At 58.9% G+C, this 16,694-nt stretch carries 18 protein-coding genes; 10 read left to right on the forward strand and 8 right to left on the reverse strand.

The features are described 5' to 3' along the window. Window positions 1–31: 31 nt before the first annotated feature. Complete coding sequence (gene rnhA, locus LCQ44_RS06375; RefSeq protein ID WP_161115755.1) at window positions 32–568, reverse strand: ribonuclease HI; 537 nt, start codon at window positions 566–568, stop codon at window positions 32–34. Between the two features lie 12 nt (window positions 569–580). Next, window positions 581–1,519: a LysR family transcriptional regulator gene (locus LCQ44_RS06380; protein WP_225093380.1), complete on the reverse strand. Its 939-nt coding sequence runs from the start codon at window positions 1,517–1,519 to the stop codon at window positions 581–583. Between the two features lie 273 nt (window positions 1,520–1,792). On the opposite strand from LCQ44_RS06380, the gene LCQ44_RS06385 reads away from it, so the two are divergent. The 3 genes from LCQ44_RS06385 (at window position 1,793) to LCQ44_RS06395 (ending at window position 4,582) form a co-directional block, all read left to right on the forward strand. Then, the gene (locus LCQ44_RS06385) at window positions 1,793–3,103 is read left to right on the forward strand and encodes an O-acetylhomoserine aminocarboxypropyltransferase/cysteine synthase family protein (RefSeq protein ID WP_225093381.1); all 1,311 of its coding nucleotides are present in this window, start codon (window positions 1,793–1,795) and stop codon (window positions 3,101–3,103) included. A gap of 312 nt (window positions 3,104–3,415) precedes the next feature. Beyond that, window positions 3,416–4,189 carry a hypothetical protein gene (locus LCQ44_RS06390; RefSeq protein ID WP_055309745.1) on the forward strand — a complete coding sequence of 258 codons (774 nt, stop codon included), beginning with the start codon at window positions 3,416–3,418 and terminating at the stop codon, window positions 4,187–4,189. 186 nt (window positions 4,190–4,375) lie between these two features. Further along, window positions 4,376–4,582, forward strand: coding sequence for a hypothetical protein (locus LCQ44_RS06395; RefSeq protein WP_055309746.1), 207 nt, complete (start codon window positions 4,376–4,378; stop codon window positions 4,580–4,582). Window positions 4,583–4,690: 108 nt separating this feature from the next. Here the strand turns inward: LCQ44_RS06395 and LCQ44_RS06400 are convergent, their stop codons facing one another. Both LCQ44_RS06400 and LCQ44_RS06405 read right to left on the reverse strand, forming a co-directional pair. Then, a complete protein-coding gene (locus LCQ44_RS06400) occupies window positions 4,691–5,605 on the reverse strand; it encodes a ketopantoate reductase family protein (RefSeq protein ID WP_055309747.1) in 915 nt (304 codons plus the stop codon). A gap of 121 nt (window positions 5,606–5,726) precedes the next feature. Next, the gene (locus LCQ44_RS06405) at window positions 5,727–5,921 is read right to left on the reverse strand and encodes a cyclase family protein (protein WP_055309748.1); all 195 of its coding nucleotides are present in this window, start codon (window positions 5,919–5,921) and stop codon (window positions 5,727–5,729) included. A gap of 163 nt (window positions 5,922–6,084) precedes the next feature. Between LCQ44_RS06405 and LCQ44_RS06410 the strand changes: the two genes are divergently transcribed. The 6 genes from LCQ44_RS06410 (at window position 6,085) to LCQ44_RS06435 (ending at window position 12,689) form a co-directional block, all read left to right on the forward strand. Beyond that, window positions 6,085–7,275, forward strand: a complete 1,191-nt coding sequence (locus LCQ44_RS06410) for an aldo/keto reductase (protein ID WP_225093382.1) — start codon at window positions 6,085–6,087, stop codon at window positions 7,273–7,275. 108 nt (window positions 7,276–7,383) lie between these two features. Then, on the forward strand, window positions 7,384–8,403 hold the full coding sequence (locus tag LCQ44_RS06415) for a Gfo/Idh/MocA family protein (RefSeq protein ID WP_225093383.1): 1,020 nt from the start codon (window positions 7,384–7,386) through the stop codon (window positions 8,401–8,403). A gap of 166 nt (window positions 8,404–8,569) precedes the next feature. Then, on the forward strand, window positions 8,570–9,436 hold the full coding sequence (locus tag LCQ44_RS06420; protein WP_225093384.1) for a deoxyribonuclease IV: 867 nt from the start codon (window positions 8,570–8,572) through the stop codon (window positions 9,434–9,436). A gap of 147 nt (window positions 9,437–9,583) precedes the next feature. After that, window positions 9,584–10,444, forward strand: a complete 861-nt coding sequence (locus LCQ44_RS06425; protein ID WP_225093385.1) for an ABC transporter substrate-binding protein — start codon at window positions 9,584–9,586, stop codon at window positions 10,442–10,444. Window positions 10,445–10,562: 118 nt separating this feature from the next. Next, on the forward strand, window positions 10,563–11,924 hold the full coding sequence (locus LCQ44_RS06430) for an ABC transporter permease subunit (protein ID WP_225093386.1): 1,362 nt from the start codon (window positions 10,563–10,565) through the stop codon (window positions 11,922–11,924). Between the two features lie 12 nt (window positions 11,925–11,936). Further along, window positions 11,937–12,689, forward strand: a complete 753-nt coding sequence (locus LCQ44_RS06435) for an amino acid ABC transporter ATP-binding protein (protein ID WP_225093387.1) — start codon at window positions 11,937–11,939, stop codon at window positions 12,687–12,689. Window positions 12,690–12,824: 135 nt separating this feature from the next. On the opposite strand, the gene LCQ44_RS06440 is transcribed toward LCQ44_RS06435, so the two are convergent. Beyond that, window positions 12,825–13,244, reverse strand: coding sequence for a flavodoxin (locus LCQ44_RS06440; RefSeq protein WP_225093388.1), 420 nt, complete (start codon window positions 13,242–13,244; stop codon window positions 12,825–12,827). Between the two features lie 46 nt (window positions 13,245–13,290). Beyond that, complete coding sequence (locus LCQ44_RS06445) at window positions 13,291–13,995, reverse strand: DUF3793 family protein (RefSeq protein WP_225093389.1); 705 nt, start codon at window positions 13,993–13,995, stop codon at window positions 13,291–13,293. A 173-nt stretch (window positions 13,996–14,168) separates the two neighbouring features. Between LCQ44_RS06445 and LCQ44_RS06450 the strand changes: the two genes are divergently transcribed. After that, window positions 14,169–14,552 carry a heavy-metal-associated domain-containing protein gene (locus tag LCQ44_RS06450; RefSeq protein ID WP_225093390.1) on the forward strand — a complete coding sequence of 128 codons (384 nt, stop codon included), beginning with the start codon at window positions 14,169–14,171 and terminating at the stop codon, window positions 14,550–14,552. Window positions 14,553–14,578: 26 nt separating this feature from the next. Here LCQ44_RS06450 and LCQ44_RS06455 read toward each other — a convergent pair whose 3' ends face one another. Beyond that, entirely contained in the window at window positions 14,579–15,004 is a 426-nt protein-coding gene (locus LCQ44_RS06455; protein ID WP_225093391.1) for a hypothetical protein, read from the reverse strand. After that, a complete protein-coding gene (locus LCQ44_RS06460; protein WP_225093392.1) occupies window positions 14,997–16,568 on the reverse strand; it encodes a Y-family DNA polymerase in 1,572 nt (523 codons plus the stop codon). The genes LCQ44_RS06455 and LCQ44_RS06460 overlap by 8 nt, the downstream gene beginning before the upstream one ends. Window positions 16,569–16,694: the final 126 nt, after the last annotated feature.

The raw sequence follows: 16,694 nt of genomic DNA on the forward strand, positions 1-16,694 counted from the left end.
AAGGGGCAGGAAATAGCGTACGAAAACGCCGTTACAGGTCGCTCTCGTTAAAGCCGGTGTCGATATCGAGGTTGCTGCCGTCGGCCGCCGTGGTGGCGAGCTCGTCGCAGCGCTCGTTGAGCTCATGGCCGGCGTGACCCTTAACCCAGATGAACTCAACCTTGTGCTTGCTTTTGGCGGTGAGCAGGCGCTCCCACAGGTCGCGGTTCTTGACGGGCTGCTTGTTGGCGGTCTTCCAGCCGCGTTTTTTCCATCCGTCAATCCAGTGCTTGTTGAAGGCGTTAACGACGTACTGCGAATCGGAATGGACTTCGACGTCGCAGGGGCGGTTGAGCGCCTCGAGTGCCACGATAACGGCCATGAGCTCCATGCGGTTGTTGGTGGTCTTGGCGTAGCCGCGCGAAAGCTCAGAGGTGAAGGTCTTGCCGGCGGGGTTGGTGTATTTGAGCACGGCGCCGTAGCCGCCGCGTCCCGGATTTGATCGGGCCGAGCCGTCGGTATAGATGATGACCTTCACATGGTTCCTTTCGTTGGGTACGTTTCGCGTGAGTGACCATTGTAGCGCCATGCCCGCCGGGGGCTAGCAATCTACGATTTCTACCCCGTCTTCCGACAGTTGGTTGGCATGGATGATGCGGTTGAGCTCGTCGAGGTATTGCTGCAAGAGGGGAGAGGGCTTGCGGTCGTCATGCATGATGTAGCCCACATGCATCGTCGGGGCGTCTGCCAGGGGGATCGAGGCCATGCCCCACTGCATTTCGCTGGAGAGTACGCCGGTCGACAGCGCATAGCCGTTCGAGGTGATAAGCAGGTTGGTGAGCGTCCCGCGGTCGGATACGCGGATATTGCGGTTGCAGGGAATATAGCTAAACGGTTCCTCGGCGTAATAGAAGGAGTTCGAGGTGCCTTGCTCAAAGCTGTAGCGCGTATAGGGCGTGAGGTCGGCAAGGGACAGCTGCGAACGGCGTGCGAGCGGGTGGCGTTCGCTGACGAACACGTGGACTTTTGCATCAAAGAGGGGATGAAAGCTCGCTCGGGCATCGGTAAAGGCCTTCTGCAAGACACGGGTATTAAAGTCATCCAGATAGAGGATGCCGATATCGCTGCGAAACGCGCGCACGTCGTCGATAATCTGCGCTGTGGTGGTCTCGCGCATGATGAACTCGAACTTGCTGTCGCGGCAGCGCTCGACTACGTTGACAAAGGCCTCGACCGAAAAGGCGTAGTGTTGGGCGGAAATGGCGAGGCGGGCTTGCGGGGTACCGCCGCCCTCGTAGCGGGCCTCGAGCATGTCGGCCTGCTCTACGACCTGGCGTGCATAACCCAAAAGCTCGGTGCCGTCGTTGGTGAGTGCAACACCGCGGCTGGAGCGCGTAAAGATTTCGATATGAAGTTCCTGCTCCAGGCTTTTGACGGCATTGGAGATATTGGACTGTGCCGTATAGAGGCGCTGGGCTGCGGCGTTGATCGAACCGGACTCTGCCACGGCGATCAAAAAGCGAAGCTGTTGGAGGGTCATCGGCGCCCGTCCTTTCGAGTGTTATCTATAAAACCGATAACAGGTTAGCGCTTTAAAGTGATTGACCGAGGAAAACAATGCTCGTACTATTCAAAACACACAAAGACGGTAGGTAATTAAGCCAACTACGGAACCGGGATGCGAAAGGAAGCCCGCATATGAATTGCTTACCAAGACGAATGCCGGGCTCCTGTTTGCGCCCGTCGGCGTGATCAGGAGACAGCGACTCACTTCTCTTACTCTTATTACTTTTGTTCGATCAAGGAGATCATCATGAGCCAGTTTATCAACAACCCCGAGCACACCTTTGGTTTCGATACCCTGCAGCTGCACGTTGGCCAGGAGAGCGCCGATCCTGCATCCGACTCCCGCGCCGTGCCTATCTACCAGACCACGAGCTATGTGTTCCGCAACTCCCAGCACGCCGCCGACCGCTTTGGTCTTGCCGACGCCGGTAACATCTACGGCCGTCTGACCAACTCCACCCAGGGCGTCTTCGAGGACCGTATCGCCGCCCTCGAGGATGGCGTGGCAGGTCTTGCCGTCGCCTCCGGTGCTGCTGCCATCACCTATACCCTGCAGGCTCTTGCCCAGGCCGGTGACCACGTGGTGGCTCAGAAGACCATCTACGGTGGCTCCTACAACCTGCTGGAGCATACGCTCTCCCAGTTTGGCGTCGAGACCACGTTTGTCGATGCCCATAACCTTGAAGAGGTCGAGGGTGCCATCAAGGACAACACCACGGTCATCTATCTCGAGACGCTCGGCAACCCCAACTCCGACATCCCCAACATCGACGCCATCTCCGAGATCGCCAAGAAGCACGGTCTGCCGGTTGTCGTCGACAACACCTTCGGCACCCCGTATCTGTTCCGTCCGCTGGAGCATGGTGCCAATATCGTCGTCCACTCCGCAACCAAGTTCATCGGCGGCCACGGCACCTCGCTGGGCGGTGTGATCGTCGACGGCGGTAACTTCGATTGGAAGGCGAGCGGAAAGTACGCCCAGATTGCTGAGCCCAACCCCTCCTACCACGGTGTCTCGTTTGCCGAGGCTGCCGGTCCCGCCGCCTTTGCAACCTACGTCCGCGCTATCCTGCTGCGTGACGAGGGCGCTTGCATCAGTCCGTTCAACGCCTGGGTCCTGCTCCAGGGCACCGAGACTCTGTCGCTGCGCGTTGACCGCCATGTCGAGAACACCAAGAAGGTCGTTGAGTTCCTGGCTGGTGACAGCCACGTCGCCAAGGTGAACCACCCGAGCCTGCCTGAGCACCCCGATCACGAGCTCTATCAGAAGTACTTCCCCCGTGGCGGTGCCTCGATCTTTACCTTTGAGATTAAGGGTGGCCAGGAGGCAGCTTGGAAGTTCATCGATCATCTGCAGGTGTTCTCGCTGCTTGCCAACGTGGCCGACGTCAAGTCGCTCGTCGTGCACCCGGCTACCACCACGCACTCCCAGCTCTCTGCCGAGGAGCTCGCCGAGCAGAACATCACGCCCTCCACGATCCGTCTTTCCATCGGTACCGAGAACGCCGAGGATATCATTTGGGATCTGAAGCAGGCCTTCGCCGCGCTGGACGAGTAAGGCGACTTGTGCAAGGACCCCTTGCGACTCGATAGGTATAACTGCATAAAATGCCTGCTCAAGGCGCCTGTGCGAACAATGGTTGCACAGGCGCCTTATTTGCATAGAGAGGGTGCAAAAACAGGGTTTTTGGCATGCTTTATGCAATCGAGATGTGGAAAACTCCTGTTAAGAGGATGTGAGTTTTACGCAATTGACGTGCGCCTTTTGAGTAAAACCGCAGGTCGCGATTTGCTCGGGGTACTATGCAGCGCGATCGAATTACACGCAGCTCAAACGCAGCAAAAACGCACTACGGAGGTTTCTAGCTACATGAGGATCGATTCACGAAAACCGAAAGCCGCCGCCCTTTCCGCCGCTCTGACCGTGGCACTTTTGGCGGGCGCCGGTGCAACCGATGCCCACGCGGCAACACTATCCGATACGGTTGGACCTACGCCGTCCGAGGCGACGCTGGTGCAGCCCGTTGACTATCGCGGCGATGGTTATGGTTCCATGCAGGAGTGGAACGCCTCGATGGAGGCCAAGCGCGATTCCCTTGAGATGCGCGCTCAGATCATTATGAATATGTATGGCGACTATGCTACCGATGACGAGCGTGCTGTGCTGCAGGGTTGCATCGACGGTGCGGGTAGCCTGTTGACGATGGGGGAGGTCGACGCCAAGTCGACCGAGCTCGATGAGCTGCGCGCTGCGCTTGAGGATGCCAAGTGCGAAGCGCTCGAGGCTGCCGCCGAGGCGGAGGCTGCCGAGGCCGCCCAGGCTTCGTACTACAACGCCGGTTACACTCCGTCTTACGCGTCTGCCGCGTCCTACGCGAACGGATCGGGCCTGACGCGCTCTGCGGGTGTCAATAACTACAACGGGCGCCGCGAGACCTATTACAGCAGCAATGTGCTTTATCACTATCGCACGGGCGAATGGACTCAGGATTCTGAGGGCTTCTGGCGCGATTCCGACGGCTATTACGTTGTTGCCGCGGGCGATATGGCCCAGGGCTCGACCTTTACGGGCTCCAAGGGTGATTGCAAGGTCTATGACTCCGGCTGCGCTGCCGGAACCACCGACTACTACACCGGTTGGTAATTTTTCTGCATCACGGATATTTGGCGGACGGGCGTCTTTACCGAGCTTTAGGGCAACGTAAAGCCGCCCGTTCTTTATGCGCGTCTGAGTTAACAGAGCCCTTACCGTGGCGGTACGCTGGGCGTATGGATGCGGGGCACACTGGTTCTTGAGAAATAAGGTCTTTCTCTTGGAGGAAGTGGTCTTGTGAATGCTCGAGATATTGCCGTTGCCGCCGTCGCGTTGATGCTTGGCTGCCTTGGCCCCACGGCCGCGCTCGTCGCGGGCATGCTGGGGACATGCGGGGCTGCTCCTATCGTGGCCGGCGCGCTGATCGCGGCCACGCTGCTGGGAAGCACCGGTGTTGTCCTTTGTCGCGACGATGAGGACGAGGTTCCGGAGTCGCAACGCTAGCTGTTGTGAGATTGACCGCCGGTCATAGACGAAGATGAAAGCCGCCGTAAGGGGAGTGCTCCTTGCGGCGGCTTTGCTGTTAAGGCTGTTGAATGCGGCGCGTTGGCGCTACCAGCTTTTCTCGATATCGCGGATGCGCCGATAGAGCCACTCGTTTTGCGGTGCCTGGATATCGTGTTTGGCTGCGAGGCGGCAGATGGTGCCCGCGAACTCATCAACCTCGGTTTTGCGCCTTGCGATGCGGTCTTGAGCCATCGAGGGCATACCGGCGGGGTCGATTCCCTCGATGAGGTGCACCATTTGCGTCAGGTCTGCCTCGGTCAGTTCAACGCCCTCGGCGTTGGCGACCGCAAGCGTTTCGCGCATGGCGGAAACAAAGCAGCGACGCTGCTCGGAGCCCGGCTCCGTGGCGCTTCCGTAGGTCCCGCCGTAGGCCAGGCAGGTCTGGTTGATGCCGTCGTTGAGCATGAGTTTGGCCCACATGCGGTGGGCGATGTCGCGCTCGACGGTATGGGCGATGCCGCAGCGCGTGTAGAGCCCGTCGATAGCGGCGACGGTCGCGGGGTCCGTGCCGGCCGCCGCGCCAAAGCGGATCTCGCCCGCATTGGTAAAGGTGAGCGCGCCGTTGAGGAACACGGCGTCCATGCCCTGGCAGATACCAAGAACGGTATGCTCCCAGCCAAAGCGTTCGGCAATCTTTTGCTCGCTCGTAATGCCGTTGCATAGCGAGGCGATGAGCGTGTTGGGTCCCACGACGCGCTCCATAGTCTTGAGTGCTTGGTCGAGACCGGTGGTCTTGACTGTCAGGATGACCAGATCGGCGGGCGTCGCCTCGCTGGCGCGGACGGACGTGAGATCGCAGGGCTTGCCGTTGACAGTGAGCGCATCGCCCGCGTGACGCTCAAAACGGGTGTCATCCATGACGTATTCGACGGCGTCGTTGCCGAGCGCCCGGGCGATCATGCTGCCGTAGAGCAGGCCGACGCCGCCCTTGCCGATAAAGGCGACCTTGTTGATCTGCATGTGAATCATCTCCCCATGTAAAAGGCGCCCGCGTAAGGGGCGCCTGATGGATTGTATGCTGCCAGGGTGATTGGTGGGTGCGCGGGGCGGCTGTTATAAAAAAGAAACGTTTGCCTGGACGCTACGCTGCAGGGCAGACCGCAAAGACGCGGGCGGGGTATCCGACGCCATCGCGGACCTTGGGGAAGGTGCAGAAGATGACGGCACCCGTGGCGGGAGGCTCGTCCAGATGGTCCATGACCTCGATCTGATAGCGGTCGACCGAGAGGATGTATTGCTCGCCGGGGTAGGGGTAGGCGTCTTCGCGCGTGGTCATGCCCGGCTCCTTTCATCGGGCTTTTTGCTGATGTTAAAGCGGTGCCGTGACAGCTCGATTTCTGCTGCGTTACGATACGTTCTCGATTGCGATTCCACGATGTTTCGGCTGCGTGACCATTGTGTTTCGCCTTGCCGGGGCGCTGATGGCGAAGGGAGGGGCCGTGCAATATCGCGTTGACCCCAAAAGCGGCAACCGTATCTCGGCGTTGGGTCTGGGCTGCATGAGGTTTCCCGGTGCGCCGGGACGTCCGGATGCGAAGACAGCCGATGCCATCATTTCCCGTGCGGTGGAGCAGGGGATTAATTATCTGGACACGGCCTATCTCTATCCCGGCAACGAGGCTTGCGTGGGCGCTTCGCTTGAACGCCTGGGCTTGCGCGACCAGGTTTTGCTCGCAACCAAGCTGCCGCATGCTTCGTGCAAATGCGCGGAGGATTTCGATCGGTTTTTCGACGAGCAGCTGCGCCGCCTGCAGACCGACCATATCGACTATTACCTTATGCACAACATCACCTCGCCTGCGCAGTGGGAGCGCGTGGTGGCGCTGGGCATCGAGGACTGGATCGCGCAGCAAAAGGCTGCAGGGCGTATTCGTCAGATAGGCTTTTCGTACCACGGCAGCGCGGCGGACTTCCTCACGATGCTCGATGCGTATGTGTGGGACTTTTGCCAGATCCAGTACAACTACGCTGGAGAGCGATATCAGGCGGGAGCGGCGGGGCTCATGGCCGCCGCCGAGCGAGGTCTCGCGGTGTTTGTGATGGAGCCGCTTTTGGGCGGACGCTTGGCAGGCAAATTGCCTCCGCGGGCGCGCGCTGTTCTCGATGGTGCATGCGATCGGCATTTGCATACGCCTGCCGCTTGGGGGCTCTCGTGGGTGTGGAATCATCCCCAGGTGACCATGTTGCTTTCTGGTATGACCGATACCGCGCAAGTGGACGAGAATTCGTCACTGGCAGACCTCGCGTTGCCGAATTCGATGACGGCCAACCAGCTCGACACGATTGCGCGCGTGTTGATGGAGTTTGAGAAATCGAACCGTGTGCCCTGCACGGGATGCGGCTACTGCATGCCATGTCCCAAGGGTATTAACATTCCCGGCTGCTTTGCCGCTTACAACGCGAGCTACGCGCACAGCTGGTTTACGGGGCTGTCTCAATACTTTACGGCGAGCGCGGTGCGCACGAGCGAGCCCAAGCTGGTGAGCAATTGCGTCAAGTGCGGTAAATGCGCACGTCACTGCCCGCAGCACATCGATATTCCCGAGCGTCTCGATGACGTGCGCCGACGTTTCCAGCCTGGCCCCGTAACGGCTGTGCTTAAAGCCTTCCGCACAACGCGCTCCTCATGATCCTTTTATATCTTGTGATGGAATAGTTCCTGTGATGGAATAGTTCCTGTTTACGGCAGAATAGGGCAATAGCAGGAACTATTTCGCCGCAACTAATGGGAGACTATCGTGGGTGACCGAGGTTTACGTAATGATTCGCGTGAGGTTCGTTGGGGCATTTTGGGCGCCGGGCACATTTCTCATCGATTTGCATCGTCGCTCAAGAAGGTCGACGGGGCACGGCTGGTGGCTGCGGCCGGCCGCACTCCTGCACATGTCGAGGAATTTTGCCGAGCGTTTTCGATCGATGCTGCGCATGGCCATGTCTCGGTCGACGATAACGGCAATGCGGCTTATGACGCGCTGATTGCCGACCCCGATGTCGACGCAATCTACTTGGCTCTTCCGCATGGCATGCATACGCGTTGGGCCTGTCGCGCGCTGCGCGCCGGAAAGGCCGTGCTGTGCGAAAAGCCGGCCGTTTTGAGTGAGGAAGAGGCTCTCTCGATTGCCTCCACCTCTCGTGAGCGCGGCGTGCTGTTTATGGAGGCGATGAAGAATCGGTTTTGCCCGATGCGCACTCGCGTGAAGGACTTGCTTGCGTCGGGTGAGCTTGGCCGTATTGTCTCGATTGAAAGCGTGCAAAAGCTCGATTACGGCGAACCTCCTTCGGGCTATCTGCTTGATTCGTTGCAGGGCGGCTGTCTATATGACATGGGCTGCTATGCGGTCGGTTGGTATGAGGATTTGCTCTCGGGCGCGTGCGAGGTTTCGTCCCGTGAAGTTCGCTGGCGTGACGTATCAGGCGGCCGCGTCGATTGGGCCGACGAGATCCATATGAGCGTCGGCGGTATACCCATTCATATGGCGTGCGACGGCAAAGCAACATATGAAAGCCGCTTAACGATTGCCTGTGAGCGGGGCTCGTTGGAAATCGAGCGTCTCCATCGCCCCGAGCGCGCTCATGTGAAGTATTCCGACGGTCGAACGCTAGAAATAAATGCCCCGTTTGAGATCGATGATTTCTACGGCGAAATCCAGCATGCGACGCAGCTCATTCAGGCGGGGAAACTCGAGAGTCCCGTCATGCCCCTTGCCGCCACGCAGCGCTGTGCGCACATCATCGATGCAATCCGTCTAGCCCTCTAGGACTTGGCGCTGACGCGTAGGGGATCATGACGCCGGCGCCCGTGGTGCCTGGCGGCCCACATCTCTGATGCCCCTTTTATAACTTGCGGTGGAATACGGCCTGTTTGCGCCAAAATAAGGCACTAATAGACCGTATTTCACCGCAACTGATGAGGGGGAGCTGGAGATGCTGACAATCGGATGTCATCTTTCGACGACGAAGGGCTATCGGGCAATGGGGGAGACGGCGTTGTCCATTGGTGCCAATACCTTTGCGTTCTTTACGCGCAACCCGCGCGGTGGCAAGGCAAAAGACCTTGACATGGATGACGTGGCGGCTCTGCGCGAGCTTATGGCGCAAAACGACTTTGGACCGCTGGTGGCGCATGCCCCGTATACCTATAACCCCTGCTCCGCTAAGGAGCGGGCGCGCGAGTTTGCCCTGGAGGCCATGGCCGAGGATCTGCAGCGCATGGAAGCACTGCCCGGCAACTACTACAATTTTCACCCCGGTGCGCATGTGGGACAGGGGGCAGACGCCGGCATTCAGATGATTGTCGACACGCTGTGCCAGGTGATGTTTGAGGGACAGCAGACGACGGTATTGCTCGAGACCATGGCGGGCAAGGGCACCGAGGTGGGCCGTAGCTTTGAAGAACTGGCGTGCATTATCAAGGGCGTTGCCGCCAAGTGCCCAGAGCTGTCCGATAAGCTGGGCGTTTGTTTGGACACCTGCCATGTGAGCGATGCTGGCTACGACATCATCCATGATCTGGACGGCGTACTCGACGAATTCGACCGCGTGGTGGGTATCGATCGTCTGCATGCCGTACACATCAACGATTCGAAGAACCCTTGTGGCGCCCATAAAGATCGTCACGAGTGCATCGGCAAGGGATACCTTGGCAGCGAGGAATTTGGTGGCGGTATGCAGGTTATGCAGAATATTGTATCGAATGGTCGCTTGCGCGCATTGCCATTCATTTTGGAGACACCGAACGAACTTGCAGGTTATGCGGCTGAAATCAAACTGTTAAGGTCATTGCAGCAGTAATGGCTGCCATAAAGTGGGACGCTCCATTCACGTTATGGGTTTGTTTCAATCAGTTTTCTAATTGCAGATTCTTCCAAGCGGGTGCATAATAACCCTCAGTTTTTGCAGACCTCTGAATCACGTGGGGTCATTGGAAGGAGACTGATTATGAAGCTGAAGAAGCTTGGCGCATTTGCCGCCACGGGTGCTATGGCGCTCGCCCTCGCTCTGACGGGCTGCGGCTCGTCCAACGCCACCTCTGGTTCTAATGCCGGTTCCAGCAGCTCTGACGACGCTAAGGTCGAGAAGGTCGACGGCTCCAAGGAGTACGCGCTCGTCAAGGACGGTACGCTGACCGTCGGCACCTCTGCCGAGTACGCTCCGTTTGAGTACAAGGATGACAACGGCGATTATCAGGGCTTTGACCTTGAACTCATCAAGGCTATCGGCGACAAGCTGGGCCTGGATGTCGAGTACGTCAACAATGACTTCGACACACTCGTACCCGGTGTCGCTTCGGGCGCTAAGTACGACGTCTCCATCGCGGCTATCACCGACACGCCCGAGCGTGAGAAGGAAGTCACTTTCTCCGATTCCTACTACATGGACGATCAAGCTATCGTGACCAAGGTCGATAATACCGACATCACGGCCGATAACTACAGCGAGAAGCTCAACAATGCCGACGCTACCATCATCGTCCAGTCTGGCTCGACCGCCGAGGCCTTTGCCCAGGAGAACTTCCCCAAGGCCAAGATCGTCCCCTACAAGGACGCCACCGAGTGCTTCAGCGCCCTGCAGTCCGATAAGGGCGACGCCGTAGTCACCAACCGCTCCGTTGCCAGCCAGCTGACCGCCGAGCAGTTCAACACCTGCCAGACCATCAAGCAGATCAGCACCGGCGAGGAGTACGCCATCGCCATCAACCAGGGCAACACCAAGCTCAAGGACGACATCAACCAGGCCATCAAGGACCTGACCGACGACGGTACCGTCGACGCCCTCATGGCTAAGTACAACATCAAGTAAAATAGCTACTTGATTGTGCGCAGGCCCTTTCCGTTTTGGCGGAGAGGGCCTTTGCGCTTCTCTTGACGGAGAGCATTTCCGTCTCGTTTTGCCGGCAACTTCTACGATAGGAGCCACCTTGTCTCGACTGAACAAAGGGGCCGCGGAGCAGCGTTTTCCACTGCCCGCCTTGCTCCAAAAGCTAGCCTGCGTCATGGCCGTGGCGCTCGCGCTGGTGTGTGCGGGGGCATATGCGCCCACGACCGCCCAGGCGCTTGAGACCGCAAAGATTACCGCCCGACCCAATACCGGTTCGGGTAGCGCTGTGGTCGGCGGTACCGAGACGCGCATCACCTGGGAAGTTCAGGCCGATGCCGACGAGGAACTGAGCGGTCTTTCGCTGACGTTTGTCGACGGTACGACGTTTGGTACCGATGACACGCGATTGACGATGCTCTCGGGCGAGGACCTCATGGATCGTACGCCCATGAAGCCCACGTGCAAGGCTGACGGCCAGACGCTCAAGATCGACTTTGGCGAGACGGCGCCTGCCGGCGGCTTTTTCCGTGTCGAGGTCTACGGCGTGACCTTCCCCGTCGAGGGCGGCGATGAGGCCTTTAGCGGCACCTACACTTTGGCCGATGGTTCGACCAAGAAGATCTCCAAGATTCCTTCCGTCGAGATTAAGGGCGTGACGGCATTCGATAACTTCCTGGCCGACCTTAAGGAGCAGCCGTGGGTCGAGGCCTGGAACTCCAATATGTTCCTGCGCCTGTTCTTGAACCCGGTCATTTTGGTCCAAAGCCTGCCGATCGTCTTTAAGGGCTTCCTTATGTCGCTTTCGATCGTGCTCGTGGCGTTTCCGCTGGCAATTCCCTTTGGCTTTGCCTTGTCGCTCATGCGCATCTCCAAGTCGCGCATCCTTCGTTGCCTTGCCGGCATTTATGTGAATATCATCCGTGGTACGCCGGCGTTCCTGCAGATCTACATCGCGTTCTTTGGCCTGCCGCTTGCCGGCGTCAAGGTGGACGACTATGTGTTGGGCGTCATCGTCATGGCCATGAACTCGTCCGCCTACCTGTGCGAGATCTTCCGCGCCGGTATTCAGTCGATCCCCAAGGGTCAAAACGAGGCCGCTCGCTCGCTGGGCATGAATGCCTTCCAGACGCTGCTCTACGTTATGATTCCGCAGACGTTCCGCAATGTCCTGCCTACGCTGACCAGCGAGTTTATCCTGCTTTACAAGGATACGTCGCTGCTCGCGGCCGTGGGCGTGGTCGAGATCGTCATGAACGCCCGCACCATCGTGGCCACGACGGGCTCCATCACGCCGTATGTGGTTGCCGCCCTGTTCTATCTGGTCATCACCCTGCCGCTTGCACGCTTGGTGAGCGGTCTTGAGGCGAGGCTTTTGGGCACGGCCGAAACCAAAAAGAAGCGTCCCACCAAGAGCGCCGGACAGGTTGTCGCGACGCCCGCCGATCACATCGCCGGTCTGTAAGGAGGTCCTATCATGAGCGAAACCAATAACTCGAACGAGGTCGTCGTCAGCATCAAGAATCTCCAGAAGGCCTTTGGCGATAACGTGGTCCTGCGCGATATCGATCTGGATGTGCACAAGGGCGAGGTCGTCGTAGTCCTGGGTCCTTCGGGCTCGGGCAAGTCGACGATGCTTCGCTGCATCAATCGTCTGGAGCATCCCACGAGCGGCTCGATCATCGTTGAGGGCGTGGATGTGTGCGCCAAGGGTGTCGACCTCAACAAAGTGCGCACGCACTTGGGCATGGTCTTTCAGCAGTTCAACCTGTTCCCGCACCTGTCAGTCAAAAAGAACGTCATGCTCGCGCAGCAAAAGGTGCTCAAGCGCAGCAAGGAAGAGGCCGAGAAGATCGCCATCGAGGAGCTGACCAAGGTTGGCCTGTCCGAGCGCATTGACTTTATGCCGAGCCAGCTCTCGGGCGGTCAGCAACAGCGCGTGGCGATCGCCCGCGCCCTGTCGATGAATCCTCACGTCATGCTCTTTGACGAGGCCACGTCGGCGCTCGACCCCGAGCTGGTTCGCGACGTTCTGGGTGTCATGCGCGATCTTGCACGTGACGGTATGACCATGATCGTGGTGACGCACGAGATGGGCTTTGCCCGCGATGTCGCCGACCGCGTGGTCTTTATGGACGGCGGCGTTATCGTGGAAGAGGGTACGCCGAGCGAGGTCTTCGACCACCCCAAGAGCGAACGCACCAAGGCGTTCTTGGGCAATATCTCGTAGCAACGCGTCGAGGTTGTCGATATAACAAACGGGGATCGGATGTGAATATCCGGTCCCCGTTTTTGTTTGGGCATGAGCGACTGTTGTTGTGCGGTACTCGGCTGTCAGTTGCCTTGCGACTTTCTGACGGCTTCGTTAGGCCAGCTCCGCTCCCAGGGCCTTGCAGGCCGCTTCACCCTCATCATCGGGGGCGTCGTAGCAGATGACGGAATCGACGACGTTGACGCCCGCCTCGTCGGCGTCGGCCTTCCAGTTGTCCATCCATTCGCCCTCGGCCCACGAATAGGAGCCAAAGAGGACGACCTTCTTGTCGCCGAGAGTCTCCTTGACCTCGTCCCACATCGGCTGGAACTCATCGTACTCGAGTTCCTCGGAGCCCATGGCGGGGCAGCCGAAGGCGAAGGCGTCGTAGTCGGCGGTTTTGTCTGCGGAGAAGTCGGCGCAGGAGATGACCTCTGCCTCGGCGCCGGCACCGCTTGCGCCTTCGGCGACAAAGTTTGCCATGGCCTCGGTGTTGCCCGTGCCGCTCCAGTAGACGACTGCGATCTTGCTCATATGTTTTCCTTTCGGTTGTGCGGCGTGCGGCCGCGTTTTGTATGCTCTATCGGGTTGCCTGGACAAGTTGTCCCAGGGTGCAGCCCTGTTGATAGATGTAGGTAAGGTATTGCGTGCATGCGCGATAGGAATCGAAGGTCGTGAGCGCCTGCTCAACGTTTGTGTATACCTTCCATGCGCCAAAGACCTTATAGTTTTCGCCGCGCTGGACGATAAACTGATGGACATCTTCGTAGGGATAGCCCAAAAAATAGCCAATTTCGTGGGGGAACTCGCACGTGCACCCCGTATCGCAGTGCCTATTCCGTGCGAGTGCGCAGACGCTGCCGTCATAGGCGCTTTCTGCGGCATTGCTGCTTGCCAGCGTGATGCGCGCGGCGAGATGCACCAGTGATGCGGGCAGGTTGTGGACATCGTAACCTTCGGCGGCAAGCGCCGTCGTGGCGCGGGGGTCGGAGAGGTATCGCATGAGGTCCGCAGGGCGGTACACATAGATGAGCGCTCCGCAGGGGCGCCAGACCAAAACGCTCATATGGATCCCGAGTGGCTGGAGCTCGCGGTTGCATTGGGCTATGACGGCGAGCAGGCGAGAGCGTCGCCCTTCGATAAGGGCGGCGCCGGGTTTTCCGTTTTGGTTGGCGTAAACGCCGGGATAGGTAAAGAGCGAAGCCGGCTTGATACCTGCGAGCGTAGGGGAGCAGTTGCGCACGACCGCTGCCTGAAACGTTGGAATGTCTATGGTTCGAGTCACGGCGCTCCTTCTGGTCCTCGCTGTTAGCCTAGGAAAACTTATACACGAAAGTAAGCCCTGGTCAACTAAAAAGTTTGAACAGGGAAACTAATTGACCGAACGGACATGTTTTTGGGTTAAGATGGGGACACCCCATGGGGGTATCTAGATAGGGCTACTTGAAAGGGGAACGCATGAGTGACTTGCTCAACCCTGCGAATCTCATTGTGCTTGCCGTGATTGTCGTCGGCATGTTCTTTGGCCTGCGGCGCATTGTCGCTTCGACACACGGGAAGAGTTGTTGCAGCGATGGCGCGAGCGGCAAGAAGGCCAAGAAGGTAGTGGTTGCGGATACTGATCCGTCCCACTACCCCTATAGCGATGAGCTGCTTATCGGCGGCATGAGTTGCGACGGCTGCGCTCAGAACGTGGCCAATGCCCTGAATGCGCTGGATGACGTGTGGGCAACGGTGACGTATACGGACCACACGGCACGCGTACGCTCTAAGCAGCCGATCGACCGCGGCGCTCTCGTGGCGGCCGTGAGAGATGCGGGTTACTACGTTATGAAGCTGTAGGCCTTGCCTTGGATGCGCGTCCTTGTCTAGGCTCGTCCGCGTAGCTCGATGCCTTGGATATCGTCGAAGTTGATGGCGATATCCCTGAGTTTGAGCAGCTTGAATGCGGGTAACGCTTCGTCGAGAATGCCCGTGCGGCTACGATAGCCGTACGTATCGTAATAGGTGACGCGCACCAAGTCGCCGCGTTTGAGGCCCTCGAGCTTTTGCGAAAGCTCGAGGGCTTTTTCTTCCGTGAGCTCACGTTTTTGCTCGACGGTGATTTCCTGCTTGCGCACGAGTTCGTAGTATCCCGTGAGGGCGGCAAAGGGCATAAACTGTGCGGCGCGGTTGGCGCGCACGGCACCGTTGGCAGTGAGGTTGGGGTCGGCTGCGCGGCGTCTGCCCTCGGGGTCCGCCAGGCGCTCGAAGGCGGTCGGCGGGCGCATGGGCTGTTGTTTGGGTTTAGGCACGGTGTCCTCCAACTTGATCGTTGCGCTCGCGCGCGGTGGCGCCGGCGGTAAAGCTTAATCCCTTGACGAGCGCGTTCTTGCCGTACTTGCCTTTCACGGCCAGGACGGCGCGCGCCAGGTCGCGCTCGCGCTCATCGGCCTCGATATCGCTGAACAGATCGATGGTGGCAAATTCCTCGGGCACAAGATTGCTAAAGCCCAGGTTGATGCGCTTGACCGGTCGTTTGGGATCGACAGTCTGCGCCCAGAGCTCATCGAAATAGCCCATGATCTTCTTAAACGAATTGGTGCGCTCGGGCAGCTTTCGCGAGGCGTTAGAGTGTGCAAAGAGTGCGGCATAGCCACCGCGCGGTTTGCCGCCATGCTCTCCCACAAAGATGCCATCGATTGCCTGCGCTTCGCGCACCAGGCGACGCCTTTCGTCATCGCGCTGGACGGGCTTGGGAGCACGGGGCGCGAGTTCGGGGCCAGCGGTCGCAGTGGGCTCGATGCTCGACGTGCTCGAGCGCAGGTGCCCGCATCCGTCCACATATTGCGCTGTACCGCTGGCGTCGAGGCGGCGTATGTCGGCGCGCTCGCTCGCGTAGCCTACAAAGAGCGAGATGCTGTTGCACACCACGTGCTTATCGACTAAGTCCAGCACAGCGTTGTCGACCATCTCGCGCAAGACGGTGTAGGCCCGTTCATAGGCATAGCCTTTCGAGAGCACCTGTCCTGTGGTAGTTGAGGTTGCCTGCGGGCGATAGGCCTGAATATCGGCGATAGTTGTCGGCTCGCGCCCAAAGGCGTGGTCGATAAGATACTCGGCATTGACGCCGAGCTCGTCGTAGAGCAGGTTTTCGTCGAGCGCCGCGACGCCCATCAGATCGTAGACGCCGTATTTTTCGAGTCGTGCTGCCACGCCGGGCCCAATGCCCCAGATGTCGGTGATGGGGCGATGGGGCCAGATCTCCTTGCGAAAGGTCTCGTCATCGAGTATGCCGATGCGGCTGGGTACGTGCTTGGCGGTAATGTCGAGTGCCACCTTGGCCTGGAATAGGTTGGGGCCGATGCCAACCGTTGCCGTGATGCCGGTGCGCGCCAGGACCTCGTCGCGCAACATGCAGGCGAAGCCTTCAGCGTCGGTGTGATAGAGGTCCAGATAGGGCGTCACGTCGATAAAGCATTCGTCGATGGAGTAGACGTGCACGTCCTGTGGGCTGACGAATTCCAGATAGATACCGTAGATTTGCGCCGACACCTCCATGTAGTGCTGCATGCGCGGTACGGCCTTGATGTAGTCGATACCGTCGGGAATCTCGAACAGGCGACAGCGGTTATGGATTCCGAGGTCTTTCATGGCCTGTGTGATGGCAAGGCAGATGGTCGTGCGCCCGCGCGATTCGTCGGCAACGACCAGGTTGGTGGTGAGCGGGTCGAGCCCGCGGTCGACGCACTCGACGCTGGCGTAGAACGTCTTGAGGTCGATGCAGACATAGGTGTGACGCTCGTGTCCCACGCGTCCTCCCATCAAACACATGTTCTTATCGAATACTTGTTCGATAATACCCGCTCGTCCGGACATCGTCAAAACCTGTCCCTTTTTGGTAGGTATGGTCGTGCGGCTGCATCGGGTTTTTTAACGCAGCTCTAAAGAGTGCGAAACAGCTCGGAAAACCTTGCTTCGTAGCATGAGCCTAACAATCGATAC

The organism is Collinsella aerofaciens (assembly GCF_020181355.1).
Classification (GTDB): Bacteria; Actinomycetota; Coriobacteriia; order Coriobacteriales; family Coriobacteriaceae; genus Collinsella.